The following is a 17,545-nucleotide window of genomic DNA, read 5'->3' on the forward strand; positions in this document are numbered from 1 at the left end:
AAATATCATGACAATTCGCCCTTTTCATATTGAAGTCCCCCAGCAGGACCTGGATGACCTCCGTACCCGCCTGGCCATGACCCGCTGGCAGGACCAGCTTCCCGGCACCGGATGGGAACGCGGCGTCCCCCTCGACTACCTCAAGAACCTGGCCGAATACTGGCGCACCGGCTACGACTGGCGCGCCCACGAGGCCAGGCTCAACGAGATCCCCCAGTTCACCGCGACGATCGACGGGCAGAACATCCACTTCGCCCACGTCCGCTCCAAGAACCCGTCCGCCCTGCCCCTCATGCTCCTGCACGGCTGGCCGGGCACGTTCGTGATGTTCCTGGACGTCATCGAGCCCCTCACCCGTGACTTCCACCTGGTCATCCCCTCCCTGCCGGGCTTCGGCTTCTCCACCCCGCTGTCCGGGCCCGGCTGGGGCCCCGCCCGCACCGCCAGGGCGTTCACGCAGCTGATGGGGCTGCTCGGCTACGACAGGTACGGGGTGCAGGGCGGGGACAGCGGCTCCTTCGTCGCGCCGGAGATGGGCAAACACGCCCCTGAGCACGTCGTCGGCGTCCACCTCAACGCCGCCCTCACCTTTCCCGTCGGGCAGGAGGGGGAGATGGAGGGGCTGACGGAGGAGGAGCGGCGGCGCTGGGACACGATGCAGAACTTCAACGACGGCTACCTCCAGACCCAGTCGAAGCGGCCACAGACGGTCTCGTACGGGCTGCACGACTCGCCGGTGGGGCAGCTCGCGTGGATCATGGAGAAGTTCAAGGAGCTGACGGATCCGGTGGAGGGGCTGCCTGAGGACTCGCTCGACCGCGACCTCATGCTGACCAACGTCACCATCTACTGGCTCACCGGCACGGCGGGCTCGTCGGCGCAGTTCTACTACGAGAGCATGAGCGCGGCCGACTGGAGCGAAGCCGCCGCCGACGACTGGACCGCCACCTCAAGCGACGAGACCGTCACGAGCGGCGCTTCCGACTGGGACGGCACTCCAGCTTCGGGCGGCGCCGGTGAGTGGGCTGGCGCATCGGGCTCGGGTGCGTCCGATTCAGGTGGTACCGGTCAGTGGAGTGGCGCATCGGGCTCGGGTGCGTCCGGTTCGGGCGGCGCCGGTGAGTGGGCTGGCGCATCGGGCTCGGATGCGTCCGATTCGGGAGGTGCCGGTGAGTGGGTTGGTGCGGAGGACTGGGCTGCGGCGGCGCGGGGCACCGTGCCGACGGGCGTGCTCGTGTCGAAGCCCTGCGACGTCACCATCCGCCCCTGGGCTGAACGCGATCACAACATCGTGCACTGGGCCGAATACGACAAGGGCGGCCATTTCTTCGCCACGGAGCAGCCTGCCCTCTTCGCCGAAGACGTCACCACGTTCTTTGCCAAGCTCCGCTGACGCCACCTGGTGACGGCATCTCGGCGACATGGGCGACACCGTCCAGGCAATGACTGATCCGCCGTCGCCGCAACCACCGAGCCCAGCCATCGGACGCCGCGCCCCGGGCACGATCGCGAGCTCCAATCGCCGGCCCCAGCCGCTTGGGCCCGTCCCCGCGGCCGTCCGGCCGTCTCGGCGGCCAGCACCCAAAACGGCCGGTCGTTACGGTGACCGGTGCCCTCGATGGCCGGCCGTCGCGCTGACCAGCGCCCCGGATAGCCGGTCGTTGCGATGATCGGCACCCAAAACGGCCGGTCGTTGCGGTGACCGGTGCCCCGGGTGGCCGGTCGTTGCGGTGATCGGCACCCTTGACGGCCGGTCGTTGCGGTGACCGGCGCTCTTGAGAGCAACCGGCAATCGGCGGCTGGTGGGGAAGGTTGTCACGGGGACCAGCGCACCTCGGGGCTGGGGTGATACCGGCATGTGGCACCTGTGGAGATCGAGGATCTCAGGTGGGCGGCCAGTTCGGGGTGGCGCTGGTCGAGCTGGCGCAGGGTGTTGCGGATCCGGTTGGTGACCGCCTTGCGGGCGCGTTCGGCCTCGTCGCCGAGCCGGCGCGGGCGGCCCCCGAGGCCGGTGGCCGTGCGCAGTTCGTTCAGCAGCGCTGTGCGCTCGGCGTCGAGTTCGGCCGCCCGGCGGTCGTCGCCCAGCTCCGCGGCGCGGTCGATCTCGTCGTCGAGCAGCTCCAGCCGCCTCCGGTAGCGGGTCCTGGCCTCATCGTCCAGTACGTCGTCACCGCCCATGCGCCTGGCGGCGAGCACGGCCTCGCCGCCGGCCGGGTTGAGCAGCTCGACCGCCGAGACGTCGTGCCCAGGGTGGTCGAGCAGGACGCGCAGGTCGGCCAGGCCTTTGGAGTCGGGCAGGTGAACGGTACGGCCGGCGAAGGTCAGGGTCCAGACCCCGCCGTGGAGGTTGAAGGTGTTGGCTGCGGGGCGCGGCAGGCGTACCAGCATGCCGAGGGCGGCGGCGTCGCGCTGGACCTGCGCGATCAGCGCGGAGGCGTCGTCGCCGCGTGCCTGCAGCGCCTCGGCCAGGCGGGCGCGGGACTCGACCGACCAGGGGCGGGCGCCCAGCAGGTCGGCCGCGCGGTAGGCGGCGGTGAACCCGTCGACGGCCTCGTCCCAGCGTCTCTGGGCGGCGTCGAGCACCGCCGCCCAGTGCGCGAACGGCCCCTCGACGGCGACAGTGGCCGTCACGCCCCATTGGCCGACGTACGGGGTGATCGCGGCACGCGCCTGCTCACAGAGCATCGGATCCTTGGACAGGGCGGCCGCCTGCGCCTGGAGCCTCAGCCACAGCGGCGCCATCCACCGCAGGTACTGCTCGCCCGCTGCCATCACCTCCGCCAGGTGGCGTGCCGCGCCCTCGTCGCCGCGTTGGACCGCCGTCGCGGCGCGGTAGAGCGGGAAGTGGTGGCTGCCCGCGAGCTCCATCTCCGCCAGAACACCGTCGGCCACATCGAAGCGGCCGCTGAGCGTCGCGACCGACCACCGCTGCATCCAGCGCAGGTCGCGTCGGCCGATGCCCGGCTGCTCGCCCAGCTCGTAGGCGGCCTCGATGTGCGTCCCCGCCTCGTCGAAGCGTCCGGTGAGCGTGGCGAACACCGCCCTGAGGACCGTGGCCTCGTGCTGGAACAGCGCCAGCTCGGCATCTCCGGCGCGCGTGACGAAGGTGCGGTGCTCGGCCAGACATCGGGGATCGCCCATCTCCAGCAGCGCCCCGACGCGCCAGGAGCGGGCGGTCAGTTCCAGCTGTGGATCGCCGCTTCGCCGTGCCACGGCCGACAGCTCCCCGGTGACGGCCAGCCGCTCGCGCGCGGTGCCCGGCCCCCAGATGGCCCCGAGCCGGGCCAGCAGGCTGAAGCCGAGAGTCGCGTCATCCTCGCCCTGCCTGGCGAGCTCGGCTGCGACCTCGCTCAACTCCCGGGCGGCGACATCCAGCCGACCCCGGCTATAGCCGGCGGTGTCGGGCGTGGCGCCGCCCCTGCGCAGGTGGTCGCTCCCGCGTACGGCGTCGCTCCGGTGAAGGTGGTCGCCCTCGTGCAGGTGGTCGCTGCCGTGCATGCGGTCGCTCCCGCGCAGGCGGTTGCCCTCGTGCAGGTGGTCGCCCCCAAGCGGGTGGTCGCCCCCAAGCGGGTGGTCGCCCCCAAGCGGGTGGTCGACCTCGTGCCGGGCGTTGGGCTCGTGCAGGGTGTTGCGGCCCTGGCAAGTGGTGTGGGGGCATGCGGTGTCGCCCGCCTCGTGAGGGATGTCGGGGTGTGCATGCGCGGTGCTGTCGCGTCGGGCTGCCGGGGTGGTGTGGTCGTATGCGGGGGCCTCCGTCGGGTTGGGCCTGGCATGATCAGGTGCGCTCTGATCCTCCAGGCGCTCGTGTGCGGCTGCTCGTCCTACGGGGCCGGTGGGCGCGTCGGCAGCGGGGGCGGGCTGAGGGACCAGGCGGTGGTGGGTCTCGTGGACGAAGTCGGTCCAGCGGCCCTGGCCGGTGTGGCCGAGGTCGTGCAGTTTCAGGGCGGTCAGGGCCAGCAGGTCGGGGTCGTCGAGCCGGCGGGTGATGGCGACGGCGGTCTCCAGTGTGCGAGCGCCGGTGGCGGTGTCACCCACCCGGTGTTGCGCCACGCCCAGGTCCAGGCCGATCGTGGCCCGTTTGCGCGCCTCCCACACCGGGGTCAGCTCCAGGGCGCGCCGGTAGTGTCCGACCGCCTCCTCGTCCGCCATCCGTGCCTCGGCGTCCCTGGCCGCCGTGAGGAGGAGGTCGGGGGCGTCGGGTGTGGCGGCGAGGTACGCGTGGTGGGCGCGGATCGCGGGCAGTGCCGCGTCGAGGGCGCGGAGCGCGGCCGCGTGCCGGGCACGGACTTCGTCCTCGTTCAGCTCGGCGTAGAGGGTCTCGCGTACGAGGTCGTGGATGAAGGCGTGGCGGCCGGAGCCCAGGGAGGTGATGAGCTTGGCCGACACGGCCTGGTCGAGGGCCCGCCGCACCGAGGCCTCGGACGAGGTGCCGGTCGGTGGGGAGCCGTCGAGACGGGCGCCGTGAGGAAAGGTGCCGTCGGGTGCGGAGGTGCTGAGAGGGGATGCGGTGGGCGGGGAGACCTCGTGACGGGCGCCGTGAGGAGAAGCTTCGTCGGGTGGGGATGCGGTGGGTGGGCAGCTGTCGTGACGGGTGTCGTGAGGAGAGGTGTCGTTGGGTGCGGAGGTGTTGAGGGGGGATGCGGTGGGTGGGGGAGTGAGGGCGGTGTGGAGGGTGGGTTCGGTGAATTCGCGGCCCAGGACCGCCGCCATGCGCAGCACCTCGAGCACCCCCTCCGGCAGCCGCGACAACCGGCGTCGCACGGCCGCCCCCACCCCCGGCGGGATCGTCGCGAGAGGGGTCCCGCCCTGCCACAGGCGGGCGGTCTGCTCCACGAAGAACGGGTTGCCGCCCGTACGCCGGTGGATCTCCGTCACCAGCTCCTCGCCGGGGTCCGCGCCCGTGGTGTGGGCCACCAGCCGGCCCACCTCCTCCCGGTCCAGCCCCGTCAGCGTCAGGACGGTGGCCTTGGCCTCCAGGGGCAGGCTCAGCGGCCCGTCGACCTCGGCGTCACGATAGGTGCCGATCACCAGCAGCCGCTCGAACCAGGCATGACTCACCACGAACTCCAGCAGCCGCAGCGAGGCCGCGTCCGCCCAATGGAGGTCTTCGAGCACGACCACGACCGGCTGCTCGCGGGAGGCGTCGACCAGCAGGCCGGTCACCGCGTCGTACAGCTCGAACCCGTCCGACCCGGCCAGGCCCGGAAAGGGGCTCTGCGGCGTCGCCCCGGGAGTGAGGCGGCGGACCACCTGCACCCACGGCCAGTAGCCCGGCGCGCCCTCGCCCTCCCAGCAGGCGCCGCCGAGCAGCCGGGCGCCCCCGCGCACGGCCTCCGCCGCCGCGTCCGCCACCAGGGCGCTCTTGCCGATCCCCGCCTCCCCGGTGACGAGCACCAGCGCGCCATGGCTGACGAGCGCGCGCGAGACCTCGCCGCGGAGCACGGCGGCGGGTCGCTCCCTCCCGATGAGCATCGCCATGCGGGCACCTTACGTGGCCGGGCCGACAATTCACCGGGGCCGCGAAAGATGAAAGTTTCAGCCCGAACGCGCAGGTCGGCCACGAGGCTCCGCTCCGCGGTTTGACGCGGACCCGTGCCCGTGCGATCAAAGCAGGCGCGGTTCAGTCTCGCTGGGAAAGCGCTTACCAACCTAGGGAGGGCGACCTTGACAATCCGATCCCGTTCCACCGTGGTGGCCACGGCGATGGCCGCCGGGCTGCTGGCCGCCGTCACCGCGGCGCCTGCCGCGCAGGCCGCCCCGACCGACGGCAGCGGTCCCTGGCCCTCGAACACCGGCAGCGTGCATCTCACCTCGACCCGCAACGCCGGCACGTTCTTCGACGGCGGCATGAAGCGCTACTACGGCATCGGCGACGGCGGCCAGGGCGAGAGCCAGGACCCGATGTTCGTCGTGGCCAACGGCGGCACCATCCAGAACGTCATCATCGACGCCCCGGCCGGCGACGGCATCCACTGCGAGGGCTCGTGCACCATCCGCAACGTGTGGTGGAACGACGTGGGCGAGGACGCGGCGACGTTCAAGTCGTCCAGCTCGTCGGCGACCTACCTGGTGGACGGCGGCGGCGCCAAGTCCGCCTCCGACAAGGTGTTCCAGCACAACGGCGCCGGCACGCTGACCATCAGGAACTTCCAGGTGCACGGCTCGGGCAAGCTCTACCGCGCCTGCGGCAACTGCTCCACCTCCTACCGGCGGAACGTGGTCATGGACGGCGTCACCGTCCGCACCACCAAGGTCCTGGCCGGCATCAACACGAACTGGGGCGACACGGCCAGGTTCAGCCGGATCACCGTGTACGGCAGCGCCACCATCTGCGAGAAGTACCGGGGCGTCCCCAAGGGCCAGGAGCCGGTGAAGATCGGATCCGGGGCCGACGGCGTGAACTGCATCTACTCTTCATCGGACATCACCTACCGGTGAACCTCCGGATGTTAGCGCTACCACAATCAGAGAGGCCCGAATGAAACGCCTGGCCGTCCTGCCCCTCCTCCTGATCATCACGTTCTTCTTACCCATCCAGAACGCCCTGGCCGACACGAACGTGGCCAGGACCGCGACCCCGTCCGCCTCCTACACCTCCTCATGGGAGAGCGTGGCGGCCATCAACGACGGCATCGACCCGCCCAGCTCGAACGACACCGTCAACCGCCGCTGGGGCACCTGGCCCAACACCGGCACCCAGTGGGCCGAGCTCACCTGGACCTCGAACCAGACCCTCAAGGGCGCCGACGTCTACTTCTTCGACGACGGCGGCGGCGTCCGCGTCCCCGCCTCCTGGAAGCTCCAGTACTGGAACGGCAGCGCCTACACCGACATCTCCGCCTCGTACCCGATCGCCGTCAACGCCTACAACAAGGTGACCTTCACGCAGGTCAGCACCACGCGCCTGCGAATCCAGCTGCAGAGCGGCGCGGGCTCGGTCGGCCTGCTGGAGGTCAAGGCGTGGGCCCCCGACTCCGGCGGCGGCACCTCGACCTGGAACCCGCCCGCCAACCTGGTCACCCCGCTCAACGAGGTCTGGCAGCACGTCGAGAGCACGTACCCCAACCTGTACGGGTTCCGCAACTACGGCTGGGACCAGGTCATGGCCAACGGCGGCTCGATCAACTACTGCGTGCGCTGGGACACCACCGCCACCGTGACGGCGGCGCAGCGTGACCAGATCCACGCGGCGCTGGCCCGCCAGTTCAAGAAGTGGATGGACGTCATGGCCGGCCACAACGGCTGGCCCTACGCGAACGTGCCGGTCAAGGTCGTGGGCTGGGCCGTACGGGACCGGGCGCAGCTGCAGTGGAGCGACAGCTCCGTGGACATCTACGTCAACAACATCCGCGAGAACGCGCCCCAGTGCGCCGAGCCCTGCGGCCGGTTCTTCAACCAGAGCGGCCAGTACCCCAACTGCCCGGGCGGCGCCTCGCACCACTACGACATGTCGCTCTGGCTGACGGCCGGGTTCGGCGGGGGAGCCGGAGGCGACTGGGGGCAGCGGATCGGCAGCGAGTACTACATGTCGAACCTCAACACCGACAACATCCACATCCTGCTGCATGAGATGGGCCACTCGTTCGGCCTGGACGACTTCTACGACTGGACTCCGACGGGCCAGTGCTGCTTCCTGATGAAGGCGGGCAGCGCGGCGCAGATCACGGAGTTCGACAAGTGGATGTTCCGGGACTGGTGGCGGCACCTGAAGAGCCGCTACGGCCTCTGACGAACGATGAAAAGGGGGAGGGCGGCGGGGTCACCGCCGCTCTCCTTCGTGCTATCCGACGGTGAGCTTGTAGTCACGCGTGACGGGGGTGCTCAGCTTGTCGTAGTCCCTGAGCTGGACGGTGAACTCGTACGACCCGGCCTTGGCGGGCTTGCCGGTGACGGTTCCGGTGAACCGGTCGAGGGTGAGCCCCTCCGGCAGGGCGCCGCCGGTGACCTGCCAGTCGTAGAACGGGACGCCGCCCTTGGCCTGGAGCCGCTGCTCGTAGGCGACCCCGACCTTGGCCGCCGGGACGGCGGAGGTCTCGATCGAGGGCTTGAGGAACGGGGTCAGCTTGCGGTTGAGCTTCCAGCCGGCGTTCTCCGCGATCAGCAGCGACAGCTTGGTCAGCTCCCACCTGCGGGTCGGGAAGACGTGCCGCCAGCCGCCGCTCTGCCCGCTGATCCGGTCCCAGTACGGGTCGTCGCCGGGCACGTGGTAGCTGGTGTCGAGCGGTACGGGGTAGCCCTGGTAGTCGATGACCTCCCGGTCGTCCCTGCCCTTGGAGGCCACGTAGTCGGCCATGCCCTGCCAGTCGCTGTGGAAGGCGACCGCGTGGCCGTACTCGTGCATGACCAGGCCCTGGACGTCGATCACCTGGCCGAGGTCGGTCTTCCACCAGTCCTCGTCCTTGAGCGAGGTGAACAGCTTCATCAGCTGCTCGTCGTACTCGAGGATCATGCTGGTCGAGCGGTGGTAGGGGGTGGGCTTGCCGTTCTGGGTGTGGAACTTGCCGTTGATGGTGGGGTAGCCGGTCGAGTACGGGGTCTGGATGCCGCGGAAGAAGACGTACATGCCGTTGTACGGCTTGGCGTTGGAGACCTCGACCTCGTTCTGCCAGTCATCGCCCGGCAGCCGGTTGACCTCGTCGCCCGCCGGGACGGTGTCGAACGGCTGCAGGTCGAAGAAGGCGAACCAGTTCCGCACGGCGGCCTCGGCGGCCTTGCGGACGCCGGGGTCCTTGAAGTAGCCGGTGATGTCGTCGTAGCGGTAGTCGAAGTCGATGGGGATCGTCGGCTTGAGCGGGGTCTTCTCGTCCTGCTGCACCCGGATCGGCATGGTCTGGGTGCCGGTGGCGCCGCTCGCGTCCGTGGTCTTCATGATCCACTGGTGCTGCTCGTCCTGGCCGCCGCTCTGCTTGGAGTGGATGGCCAGCCGCACGACCTCGCGGTCGGCGGGGCCGGTGAGCGTGAAGGACTTGGTCGCCCCGGCGGCCGTCAGCTCGCTCGGCATGTTGAACATCAGCCGGGACGTGCCCTTGGCCTGCAGGTCCACCTTCAGCGGGTACTGGATGCCGGGGACCTTCGGCGCGCGCACGGTCAGCTCGATGTAGGGGTTGGCGAGGTAGCCCTGCCAGTCCACGAGTCGGACGCCGTAGTCGTTCACCTTGCGGTAGAAGATGTCGAACACGTCCAGCGCGGGGGCGGGCTGGCGTGCGGCGAGGCTGGGAGAGGGGACCGACAGCGCGCCGGCCAGGGCAGCCAGCGCGCTGAAGATGGCGATCTTCCGCATTGAACCCTTCTAGGTGTAGGCCTTCACTTCGAGCAGTCCCACCGAGGCTTGGCCGCTCTGCAGGACCACGCGCAGGCGAGTGGTGCTGATCGGGTTGAACGTGACCTTGTTGTAGGCGTTGATGGCGATCGGGTAGGTGCCGGGGACGTCGGCGTAGGCGCTGCCGTTCCAGTACTGGAGCTTCCAGGAGGCGGGCAGGCGCACGCCGTCGGCGTCGTCGAAGAAGTAGACGTCGGCCGACTTGAGGGTCTGGGCGGACGGCCAGGTGAGCTCGGCCCACTGGCTGCCGGTGTTGGGCCAGGTGCCCCAGCGGCGGTTGACGGTGTCGTTCGAGCTGGGCGGGTCGATGCCGTCGTTGATCGCCGCCACGCTCTCCCACGGGGAGGTGTAGGACGCCGACGGGGTCGCGCTGCCGGCCACGTTGGTGGAGGTGCCGCCGCCGCTGCCGACCGTCAGCTGGAAGGTCCTGGTCTGCGGGGTGCTGAGCTTGTCGTAGTCGCGCAGCTGGACGGTGAAGCTGGACGTCCCGGCCGTGGTGGGGGTGCCGCTGATCGCGCCGGTGAACCGGTCGAGCGTCAGCCCCGCGGGCAGGGAGCCGCTGGTGACCTGCCAGTCGTAGAACGGCACGCCGCCCTTGGCCTGGAGGGTCTGGCTGTAGGCGGTGCCCGGCGTGGCCGACGGCAGGGAGGTGGTGACGATGGACGGCGGCAGGAACGGCGTGAGGTTGCGGTTGAGCTTCCACCCGGCGTTCTCGGCGACCAGCAGCGCCAGCTTGGTCAGCATCCACCGGCGGGTGGGGAACATGTGGGTCCAGCCGCCGTTCTGGCCGCTGAGCCGGTCCCAGTACTTCTGGTCGCCGGGGATGTGGTAGCTGCTGTCCAGGGGGACGGGGTAGCCCTCGTAGGCGACCACGTCGGGGTCATTGCCACCTGAAGCGACGTAGGAGCGCATCCCGGCCCAGTCGCTGTGGTAGGCGACGGCGTGGCCGTACTCGTGCATGACCAGGCCGTGCACGTCGAGCACCGAGCCGGCGATCTCCGTCTTGTACCAGTCCTCGTCGGCCAGGGAGGTGAACAGCTTCTTGCCGGCCTCGTCGTACTCGAAGATCATCGCGGTCGAGCGGTGCAGCGGGCCCGCGAGCTGCTGGCCGCCCCGGGTGCTGTACTTGCCGTTGGCGGCGGGGTAGCCAGTCGAGTACGGAGTCTGGATGCCGCGGAAGAACACGTACATGCCGTTGTAGGCGGCGTTGTTGGTGACGTTGATGGTGTTCTGCCAGTCGTTGCCCGGCAGGTGGTTGTTCTCGGCCCCGGCCGCCACGGTGTCGAACGGCTGCATGTCGAAGAACCTGAACCAGTCCTTCACCGCCTCCTCGGCGGCGGTCCTGAAGTTCGGCTCGTTGAAGTAGCCGGTGATGGTGTCGTAGCGGTAGTCGAAGGTGAGGGGCAGGCTGGGCTGCAGCGCGGTCTTCTCGTCCTGCTGCACCCGGATCGGCAGCTGCTGCTGGGTCGTGGTGCCTGACCCGTCCCGGATGTTCAGCTTGAGCGTGTAACTTTCATCCTGGCCGGGGCCCCGCTTGGAGTGGATCGCGAGGCGGAACACCTTCTGGTCGTTCGCGTTCGCGAACGTCAGCGTCTTGGTGGCGCCGGTGGCGGTGAGCTGGCTGGGCAGGTCCATCATGAGCCTGGAGGTGCCCTCGGCCTTGAGGTCGATCGTGACGGGGTACTGGACGCCGGTCGGGGGTTTGACGGTGAGCTCGACGTACGGGTTGGCCAGGTAGCCCTGCCAGTCGACGAGCTTGACGCCGTAGTCGTTGACGGTCCTGCCGAACATGTCGACGACCGTCGCGGTCGGCGCGGCGGCGTGCGCTGGCTGCGACACGCCGGTGAGTAAGGAGGCGAGTACGACTGCCGCCACGGTGATTCGCCTGGCGCCCTTGGCGGCTTTCGGGGCGCTGCGGCATCCTCGGTCCATTCGGACTCCTTAAAGGATGGGAATAGGTTTTCCCTGGCGCACAGTAAGGTGTTACACAGCACCGGTCAACCCCATCCGCCGTCCTTGCAGCGCCTTGCAGCGCCCCGCGCTACGGGGCGGCGCGGCGGGTCGACTCGCGCAGGACCAGGCTGGCCGGGACGATCGTGACGCCGCCGGTGGCGGGCTTGCCCGCGATGACGTCCAGCAGGTGGCGGGCCGCCATCCGGCCGATCTCCCCGAGGTTCATGTCCACGGTCGTCAGCGGCGGCCGGCAGCCCAGCGCCATCGGCTCCCAGTTGTCGAACCCCACCAGCGCCACGTCCTCGGGAACCCGCCGCCCCCGCTCGCGCAGCGTCTCGGCGACCCCGCGGGCGATCTGGTCGCTGCCGCAGAAGATGGCGTCCACGTCGGGCGCGGCGTGCAGCAGCACGTCGGCGCCCTGCCGCCCCCATTCCTCGCTCCACTGCCCGTACAGGATCTCGCCCGCGGGCGACAGCCCGGCCGAGGCGAGGGCGGTGGTCAGGCCCTGGGCGCGCCGCCGCGCGGCCTGGAAGCGCTGCGGCCCGGTGACGTGGCCGATGCGGGTGCGGCCAGTCGCCATGAGGTGGCGGGCGGCCAGCGCCCCGCCGCCCTCGTCGTCCGGGATGATCGACACGTCCGAGTCGTCGGTCGACTGCGTCATCGCGTACACGACGGGAACGGGCAGGTCACGGCCGATGCCGGCGCGCGGCTCGGTGCGCCGCCCGGTGACGATGATGCCCTCGACGCGCCTGGCCAGCAGGCGCTCGACGTAGTGCCGCTCCCTGATCGGGTCGTCGCGCGTGTCGCACATGAACACCGAGATCTGCCCCGCGCCCAGCGCGTCCTCGGCGCCCAGCATCACGGGGATGCTGAAGCGGCCGAAGCTGTCGCCCGTGACCAGGCCCACCGTGTACGTGCGGCCCGCCAGCAGCCCCTGGGCGAGCGGGTTGGGCCGGAAGCCGAGGCGCTCGGCGGCGGCCAGCACCCGGTCGCGGGTCTCGTCGCGCATCCGGCCACGGCCGTTGAGCGCCTTGGACGCGGTGCCGATCGACACGTCGGCGGCCGCCGCGACGTCCCTGATCGTGATGGTCTTCGCCGCCCCATCGGAAGGACTGGTCAACCGAGTCCCCTTTCGCGCACAAGCATCCGCTCTTGACCTGTGATGTATCACACCTTACCCTCCGTTTGAGAAAACCTATTCCCAAGGTTTTCTCAGCGAGGCCCCGAGGTTGAGGTTAGAGGAGCTCGATGCATCAGAGTCCTGTCGTTCCGTCCAGTCGGGCACTGTGGCGGCCGATCGGCATCAATGACGTCGTCATCACCGGCGGCCCGTTCGCGCGATGGCAGCGGATCAATCACGAGGCCAGCATCCCGCTGGGCCTGGAGCAGATGGAGCGTTCGGGCGTGCTGCCCAACCTCCGCCGCGCCGCGGGCGAGGGCGAAGGGCCCTTCCAGGGCTACCGCTTCCAGGACTCCGACCTCTACAAGCAGCTGGAGGCGGTCGCGTGGGAGCACGTCCGCGCCCCTGAGCCAGAGTACGCCGAGTTCGCCGACCAGGCGGCGGCCGTGCTGGAGAAGGCCCAGCGTGACAACGGCTACCTCAACTCGCACTACCAGGTCGTCAAGCCGGACAAGATCTACGCCGAGCTCGAGTACAGCCACGAGATGTACTGCGCGGGCCACCTGTTCCAGGCGGCGGTGGCGGCCGCCCGCGCCGGGATCGGCGAGGGGGTGGTCGAGGTCGCCAGGCGCTTCGCCGACCACCTGGTGGAGGAGTTCCTGACCGGCGGGAACGACGGCATCGACGGCCACGCCGAGGTCGAGACCGCGCTGGTCGAGCTGTACCGGCTGACGGGCGAGCGCACGTACCTGGAGCTGGCGTCCAAGCTGATCGACAACCGCGGCAAGGGCCTCATCAAGGACAGCGGCATGGGCATGCTGTACGCCCAGGACCACCTGCCGGTACGCGAGGCCGACACCGCGGTCGGGCACGCCGTGCGCCAGCTCTACCTGGAGGCCGGCATCGTCGACGTCTACCTGGAGACCGGCGACGAGTCCCTGCTGGAGTGCTCGCTGCGCCGCTGGGAGGACATGGTCGCGACCAAGACGTACATCACGGGCGGCCACGGCTCGCGCCACGACGGCGAGGCGTTCGGCGAGCGGTACGAGCTGCCGTCCGACCGCGCCTACAGCGAGAGCTGCGCCGCCATCGCGAGCATCCACTGGAACTGGCGGCTGCTCCTGGCCACCGGCCACGGCCGCCACGCCGACCTGATCGAGCGCACGCTCTACAACGCCTTCGCCGCCTCCACGTCGGCCGACGGGGTGCGCTTCTTCTACGTCAACCCGCTGCAGCGCCGCGCCGACCTCGTCGAGGACGCCTACCTGGGGCGGCGCAGGGAGTGGTTCGCGTGCGCCTGCTGCCCACCGAACATCATGCGCCTGGTGGCCTCGCTCGGCTCCTACCTGGCCACGACCACCGACGCCGGCCTGCAGCTGCACCAGTACGTCCCCGGGACCGTGCACGGCCGGGTCCGGATCGAGACCGACTACCCGTGGGACGGGCTCGTCCGCCTCACGATCGAGGACGAGGGCGAATGGGAGCTAGCGCTCCGCATCCCCGCCTGGAGCGAGAACACCTACATCGATGACCTTCCCGCCCGAGCCGCCGAAGACGGATATTTCCGCATCCGTCGTCGGTGGCGTCAGGGCGACACGGTCGAGCTCCGGCTCGACATGACGCCCAGGCTCGTCCACCCCCACCGCAGGATCGACGCGGTGCGGGGCAGCGTGGCCCTGGAGCGCGGACCGCTCGTCTACTGCTTCGAGCAGGCCGACCAGCCCGAGGGCGTCGAGGTGGACGACCTCGCCCTGAGCCCGCAGGCACCCCTGCGTCCGAAGCCCGTGGACGACCTCCCGGGCGTGGGGCGCACCGTAGTGATCGAAACCGACGCCGTCGCCGTGGACGAGCCGCGCGGCGGATTGCCGTACACCACGAAACCCCTGGCGACCAGCACCAGCGTGACCGCGACCGCCGTCCCCTACTTCCAGTGGGACAACCGGGACGGCGGCCCGATGCGGGTCTGGATCCCCCTCGCGTAAGGAAAGACGCGGATGAGAAGACGCGACCTGTTGAAGCTGGGCGGGCTCGCCGCCCTCGGCACCGCGGCCGCGGCCTGCGGTGGCGGCTCGGGCTCCGGCTCGGGCGGCAAGAACGTGCAGCTCCAGTTCATGTACTGGGGCTCGACGTTCGAGAAGGCGGCCGTCGAGCGGATGCTCAAGCAGTACGAGCAGAAGCACGCGGGGGTGACGGTCAAGCCGCTCTACACGCCCGACGAGTACGACGTGAAGCTCAACACGCTCGTGGCCAGCAACCGGCTCCCGGACGCCGGGTACGTGCCGCTGGCGATGTCGTACCGCCTGGGCCAGCAGGGCAAGCTGGTCAACCTGTTCCCCTATTTGAAGAAATATCCGCAGCTGGCCGGATACCTGCCGGACGCGTACCTGTGGAGCGGTCAGGACAACCTGCACGGCGTCGCGACCGCGAACGAGATCGAGCTGCTGTGGTACAGCAAGTCCGCCGTCGCGGCCGCCGGGGTGACCCCGCCCGCCGACGCCGCCTCCGCGTGGACGTGGGACCAGCTCGTCGAGAACGCCTACAAGCTGACCATCGACCAGAGCGGCAAGCACCCGGACGAGTCGGGCTTCGACCCCAAGCAGATCAAGCAGTTCGGCATCTCCAGCAGCATCACCTACGGCGCCGCCTGGTACGGGTTCCTGCGCAGCAACGGCGTCGACTTCGCCGACGAGACCGGCAAGAAGTGCCTGCTCGACACGCCCGAGGCGATCCAGGTGTTCCAGAACCTGCAGGACCTCATCTACAAGCACCGCGTCGCCCCCGGCCCGGGCCAGCTGGCCGCGACCGGCGACGACGTGCCCGGCACCAACATCCTGCTCAAGACCAAGCGGGTGGCGATGGTGGTGGACGGCCACTGGAGCCTGCTCGACATGAACGAGAGCAAGGTCGACTACGGCATCGGCGTGCTGCCCAAGTACAAGGAGCCGTTCACCTCCTCGCAGGTGGCGGGCGCCTCGGCGGTGTTCGCGGGGTCCAAGCACGAGCAGGAGGCGGTCGAGCTGTTCGCCTTCCACAACGACCCGCGCTACGTCGACCTGTTCGCCAAGGGCCTGTGGATGCCGCAGGAGAAGAAGTACTACGAGGACCAGGCCTCCATCGACTCCTGGACCAAGAACGAGCTCCACCCGGCGGAGTTCCGCACGGCCGTGGTGGACTACGCGCGCGACCACGGCGTCCCCACGTTCGGCAACCGCGTCAAGAACATGTCCACCATCTCCAGCGACGTGCTCACCCCCGCTCTCCAGGAGCTCGAGACCGGCAAGCGCCCGGCCGCCGAGATCCTCAAGGCCGTCGCGCCGAAGATCTCCAGCATGCTCCAGGGCTGGCAGCACACCCAGGAGCTCTGATGCGCCGCCTCGAAGCACGATGGGGCGTCCTGATGGCGCTGCCCGCCATCCTCGGCTTCGTCATCTTCACGATCGGGCCGATGGTGGCGTCGGCGTTCTTCAGCCTGACCGACTGGACGATCGGCGCCAGCCCGAACTTCATCGGCCTGGACAACTACGCCACCATGGTCCAGGACGAGCTGTTCTGGAAGTCGCTGTCCACCACCACGTACTACACCCTCGGCGCGGTGCCGCTGGTGCTGATCGTCAGCTTCGCCGTGGCCATGCTGCTCAACCAGAAGGTGCGCGGCCTGGCCGTCTGGCGGACGATCTTCTACCTGCCGACGCTCGTCCCCGCCATCGCCAACGTCGTCCTGTGGATCTGGATCTTCAACCCGGACTTCGGCCTGCTCAACTCCCTGCTCCGGCAGGGAGGCCTGCCGGGCTCACAGTGGATCTACGCCGAGTCGACCGCGGTGCCCTCGATGATCATCATGAGCACGTGGGGCTTCGGCAACACCATGGTGATCTTCCTGGCGGGGCTGCAGGGCGTGCCGAGGCACCTGTACGAGGCCGTCTCGATCGACGGCGGCGGCGCGTGGCGGCGCTTCTGGCACGTGACGCTGCCGATGATGACGCCGACCATCTTCTACAACCTGGTGGTCGGCGTGGTCGGCACCTTCCAGGTGTTCAACCAGGCGTACGTGATGACCGAGGGCGGCCCCAACCACGCCACGCTCTTCTACGTCTACTACCTGTTCCGCAAGGCGTTCACCGAGAGCGAGATGGGCTACGCCAGCGCCCTCGCCTGGACCCTGTTCATGATCATTATGGTGGTCACGTTCCTCATGTTCAGAAACGCCCGCCGCTGGGTCTACTACGAGATGGCAGGCGCGCGATGACCGCCCTGGCGACACCGGACAAGACCACCGCGCGAGGCGTGGCCCCGACCCAGGGGCTGCGCAAACCGCGCAGATATGGTCGGATCCTGCTCTACGTGGCGCTGGTGGCGGGGTCGATCCCGACCCTGCTGCCGTTCGTCTGGCTGGTGCGCAGCGCGCTCATGCAGGACGCGCAGATGTTCGTCTCGCCGCCCCAGTGGATCCCCTCGCCGTTCCAGTGGTCGAACTTCAGCGAGTCCCTCACCACCCAGCCGTTCGCCCGCTACTTCCTCAACACGGTGGTCATCGCCGTCATCAGCGTCCTGGGCACCGTGCTGACCTGCGCGGTGGCGGCCTTCAGCTTCTCCAGGCTGCGCTGGCGCGGGCGCAACATCGTCTTCGCGCTGCTGCTGAGCGGCGTGATGCTGCCGTACGCGGTGACGCTCATCCCGACGTTCATCATGTGGCAGGAGCTGGACGCGATCGACACCATCGCGCCCCTCACCGTGCCGAGCTGGTTCGCCGGGGCGGGCGGGGGAGTGTTCAACATCTTCCTGCTGCGGCAGTTCTTCCTGACGATCCCGTTCGAGCTGGACGAGGCCGCCTACATCGACGGGGCCTCGCCGTGGCGGGTGTTCTGGACGATCGTCATGCCGCTGTCCAAACCCGCGATCATCGTGGTGACCATCTTCACGTTCATCGGCACCTGGAACGACTTCCTCGGGCCGCTGCTGTACCTGCAGAACGAGGAGAACTACACGCTGTCCCTGGGGCTGGCGTCGTTCCAGAGCATGTACATCACCCAGTGGGGCTACCTCATGGCGGCCTCGGCGGCCATCATCGCGCCGATCATCGCGCTGTTCTTCTTCATGCAGCGCTACTTCATCGAGGGGGTCACCCTGACGGGCATCAAGAACTAGGCGTGAAC

Annotated in this window: 11 protein-coding genes; 7 read left to right on the forward strand and 4 right to left on the reverse strand. The window is 69.4% G+C overall.

The genetic code is table 11. From position 1 onward, the window contains the following. Window positions 1–7 precede the first annotated feature (7 nt). The gene (locus tag ACFKCF_RS32455; protein ID WP_394499067.1) at window positions 8–1,393 is read left to right on the forward strand and encodes an epoxide hydrolase family protein; all 1,386 of its coding nucleotides are present in this window, start codon (window positions 8–10) and stop codon (window positions 1,391–1,393) included. Between the two features lie 422 nt (window positions 1,394–1,815). On the opposite strand, the gene ACFKCF_RS32460 is transcribed toward ACFKCF_RS32455, so the two are convergent. Continuing rightward, complete coding sequence (locus ACFKCF_RS32460) at window positions 1,816–5,478, reverse strand: AAA family ATPase (RefSeq protein ID WP_394499068.1); 3,663 nt, start codon at window positions 5,476–5,478, stop codon at window positions 1,816–1,818. 186 nt (window positions 5,479–5,664) lie between these two features. Here ACFKCF_RS32460 and ACFKCF_RS32465 point away from each other — a divergent pair, with 186 nt between their 5' ends. Then, window positions 5,665–6,438 carry a pectate lyase gene (locus tag ACFKCF_RS32465; protein ID WP_394499069.1) on the forward strand — a complete coding sequence of 258 codons (774 nt, stop codon included), beginning with the start codon at window positions 5,665–5,667 and terminating at the stop codon, window positions 6,436–6,438. Between the two features lie 40 nt (window positions 6,439–6,478). After that, complete coding sequence (locus ACFKCF_RS32470) at window positions 6,479–7,729, forward strand: hypothetical protein (RefSeq protein WP_394499070.1); 1,251 nt, start codon at window positions 6,479–6,481, stop codon at window positions 7,727–7,729. Window positions 7,730–7,780: 51 nt separating this feature from the next. On the opposite strand, the gene ACFKCF_RS32475 is transcribed toward ACFKCF_RS32470, so the two are convergent. The 3 genes from ACFKCF_RS32475 to ACFKCF_RS32485 form a co-directional block, all read right to left on the reverse strand. Beyond that, entirely contained in the window at window positions 7,781–9,280 is a 1,500-nt protein-coding gene (locus ACFKCF_RS32475; RefSeq protein WP_394499071.1) for an Ig domain-containing protein, read from the reverse strand. 9 nt (window positions 9,281–9,289) lie between these two features. Further along, window positions 9,290–11,251 carry an Ig domain-containing protein gene (locus ACFKCF_RS32480; RefSeq protein ID WP_394499072.1) on the reverse strand — a complete coding sequence of 654 codons (1,962 nt, stop codon included), beginning with the start codon at window positions 11,249–11,251 and terminating at the stop codon, window positions 9,290–9,292. Between the two features lie 109 nt (window positions 11,252–11,360). Next, window positions 11,361–12,392 (reverse strand): LacI family DNA-binding transcriptional regulator, encoded by a 1,032-nt coding sequence (locus tag ACFKCF_RS32485; protein ID WP_364854141.1) that lies wholly within the window; start codon window positions 12,390–12,392, stop codon window positions 11,361–11,363. Between the two features lie 128 nt (window positions 12,393–12,520). Here ACFKCF_RS32485 and ACFKCF_RS32490 point away from each other — a divergent pair, with 128 nt between their 5' ends. The 4 genes from ACFKCF_RS32490 to ACFKCF_RS32505 are packed head-to-tail and all read left to right on the forward strand — an operon-like array spanning window position 12,521 to window position 17,537. Next, window positions 12,521–14,374: a glycoside hydrolase family 127 protein gene (locus ACFKCF_RS32490; RefSeq protein ID WP_394499074.1), complete on the forward strand. Its 1,854-nt coding sequence runs from the start codon at window positions 12,521–12,523 to the stop codon at window positions 14,372–14,374. A 12-nt stretch (window positions 14,375–14,386) separates the two neighbouring features. Further along, window positions 14,387–15,757 carry an extracellular solute-binding protein gene (locus ACFKCF_RS32495; protein ID WP_394499075.1) on the forward strand — a complete coding sequence of 457 codons (1,371 nt, stop codon included), beginning with the start codon at window positions 14,387–14,389 and terminating at the stop codon, window positions 15,755–15,757. Continuing rightward, window positions 15,757–16,638, forward strand: coding sequence for a carbohydrate ABC transporter permease (locus ACFKCF_RS32500; protein WP_394499076.1), 882 nt, complete (start codon window positions 15,757–15,759; stop codon window positions 16,636–16,638). The genes ACFKCF_RS32495 and ACFKCF_RS32500 overlap by 1 nt, the downstream gene beginning before the upstream one ends. Beyond that, window positions 16,635–17,537, forward strand: coding sequence for a carbohydrate ABC transporter permease (locus ACFKCF_RS32505; protein ID WP_394499077.1), 903 nt, complete (start codon window positions 16,635–16,637; stop codon window positions 17,535–17,537). The genes ACFKCF_RS32500 and ACFKCF_RS32505 overlap by 4 nt, the downstream gene beginning before the upstream one ends. Window positions 17,538–17,545 lie beyond the last annotated feature (8 nt).

Origin of the sequence: Nonomuraea sp. JJY05, from assembly GCF_043496855.1 — a bacterium.
Lineage (GTDB): Bacteria > Actinomycetota > Actinomycetes > Streptosporangiales > Streptosporangiaceae > Nonomuraea.

What these genes read in the sequence shown, in the direction of transcription:
- ACFKCF_RS32455 (WP_394499067.1), top strand. Translation starts at nt 8, where the DNA reads ATGACAATTCGCCCTTTTCATATTGAAGTCCCCCAGCAGGACCTGGAT.
- ACFKCF_RS32460 (WP_394499068.1), bottom strand. Translation starts at nt 5,478, where the DNA reads ATGGCGATGCTCATCGGGAGGGAGCGACCCGCCGCCGTGCTCCGCGGC.
- ACFKCF_RS32470 (WP_394499070.1), top strand. Translation starts at nt 6,479, where the DNA reads ATGAAACGCCTGGCCGTCCTGCCCCTCCTCCTGATCATCACGTTCTTC.
- ACFKCF_RS32475 (WP_394499071.1), bottom strand. Translation starts at nt 9,280, where the DNA reads ATGCGGAAGATCGCCATCTTCAGCGCGCTGGCTGCCCTGGCCGGCGCG.
- ACFKCF_RS32480 (WP_394499072.1), bottom strand. Translation starts at nt 11,251, where the DNA reads ATGGACCGAGGATGCCGCAGCGCCCCGAAAGCCGCCAAGGGCGCCAGG.
- ACFKCF_RS32490 (WP_394499074.1), top strand. Translation starts at nt 12,521, where the DNA reads ATGCATCAGAGTCCTGTCGTTCCGTCCAGTCGGGCACTGTGGCGGCCG.
- ACFKCF_RS32495 (WP_394499075.1), top strand. Translation starts at nt 14,387, where the DNA reads ATGAGAAGACGCGACCTGTTGAAGCTGGGCGGGCTCGCCGCCCTCGGC.
- ACFKCF_RS32500 (WP_394499076.1), top strand. Translation starts at nt 15,757, where the DNA reads ATGCGCCGCCTCGAAGCACGATGGGGCGTCCTGATGGCGCTGCCCGCC.
- ACFKCF_RS32505 (WP_394499077.1), top strand. Translation starts at nt 16,635, where the DNA reads ATGACCGCCCTGGCGACACCGGACAAGACCACCGCGCGAGGCGTGGCC.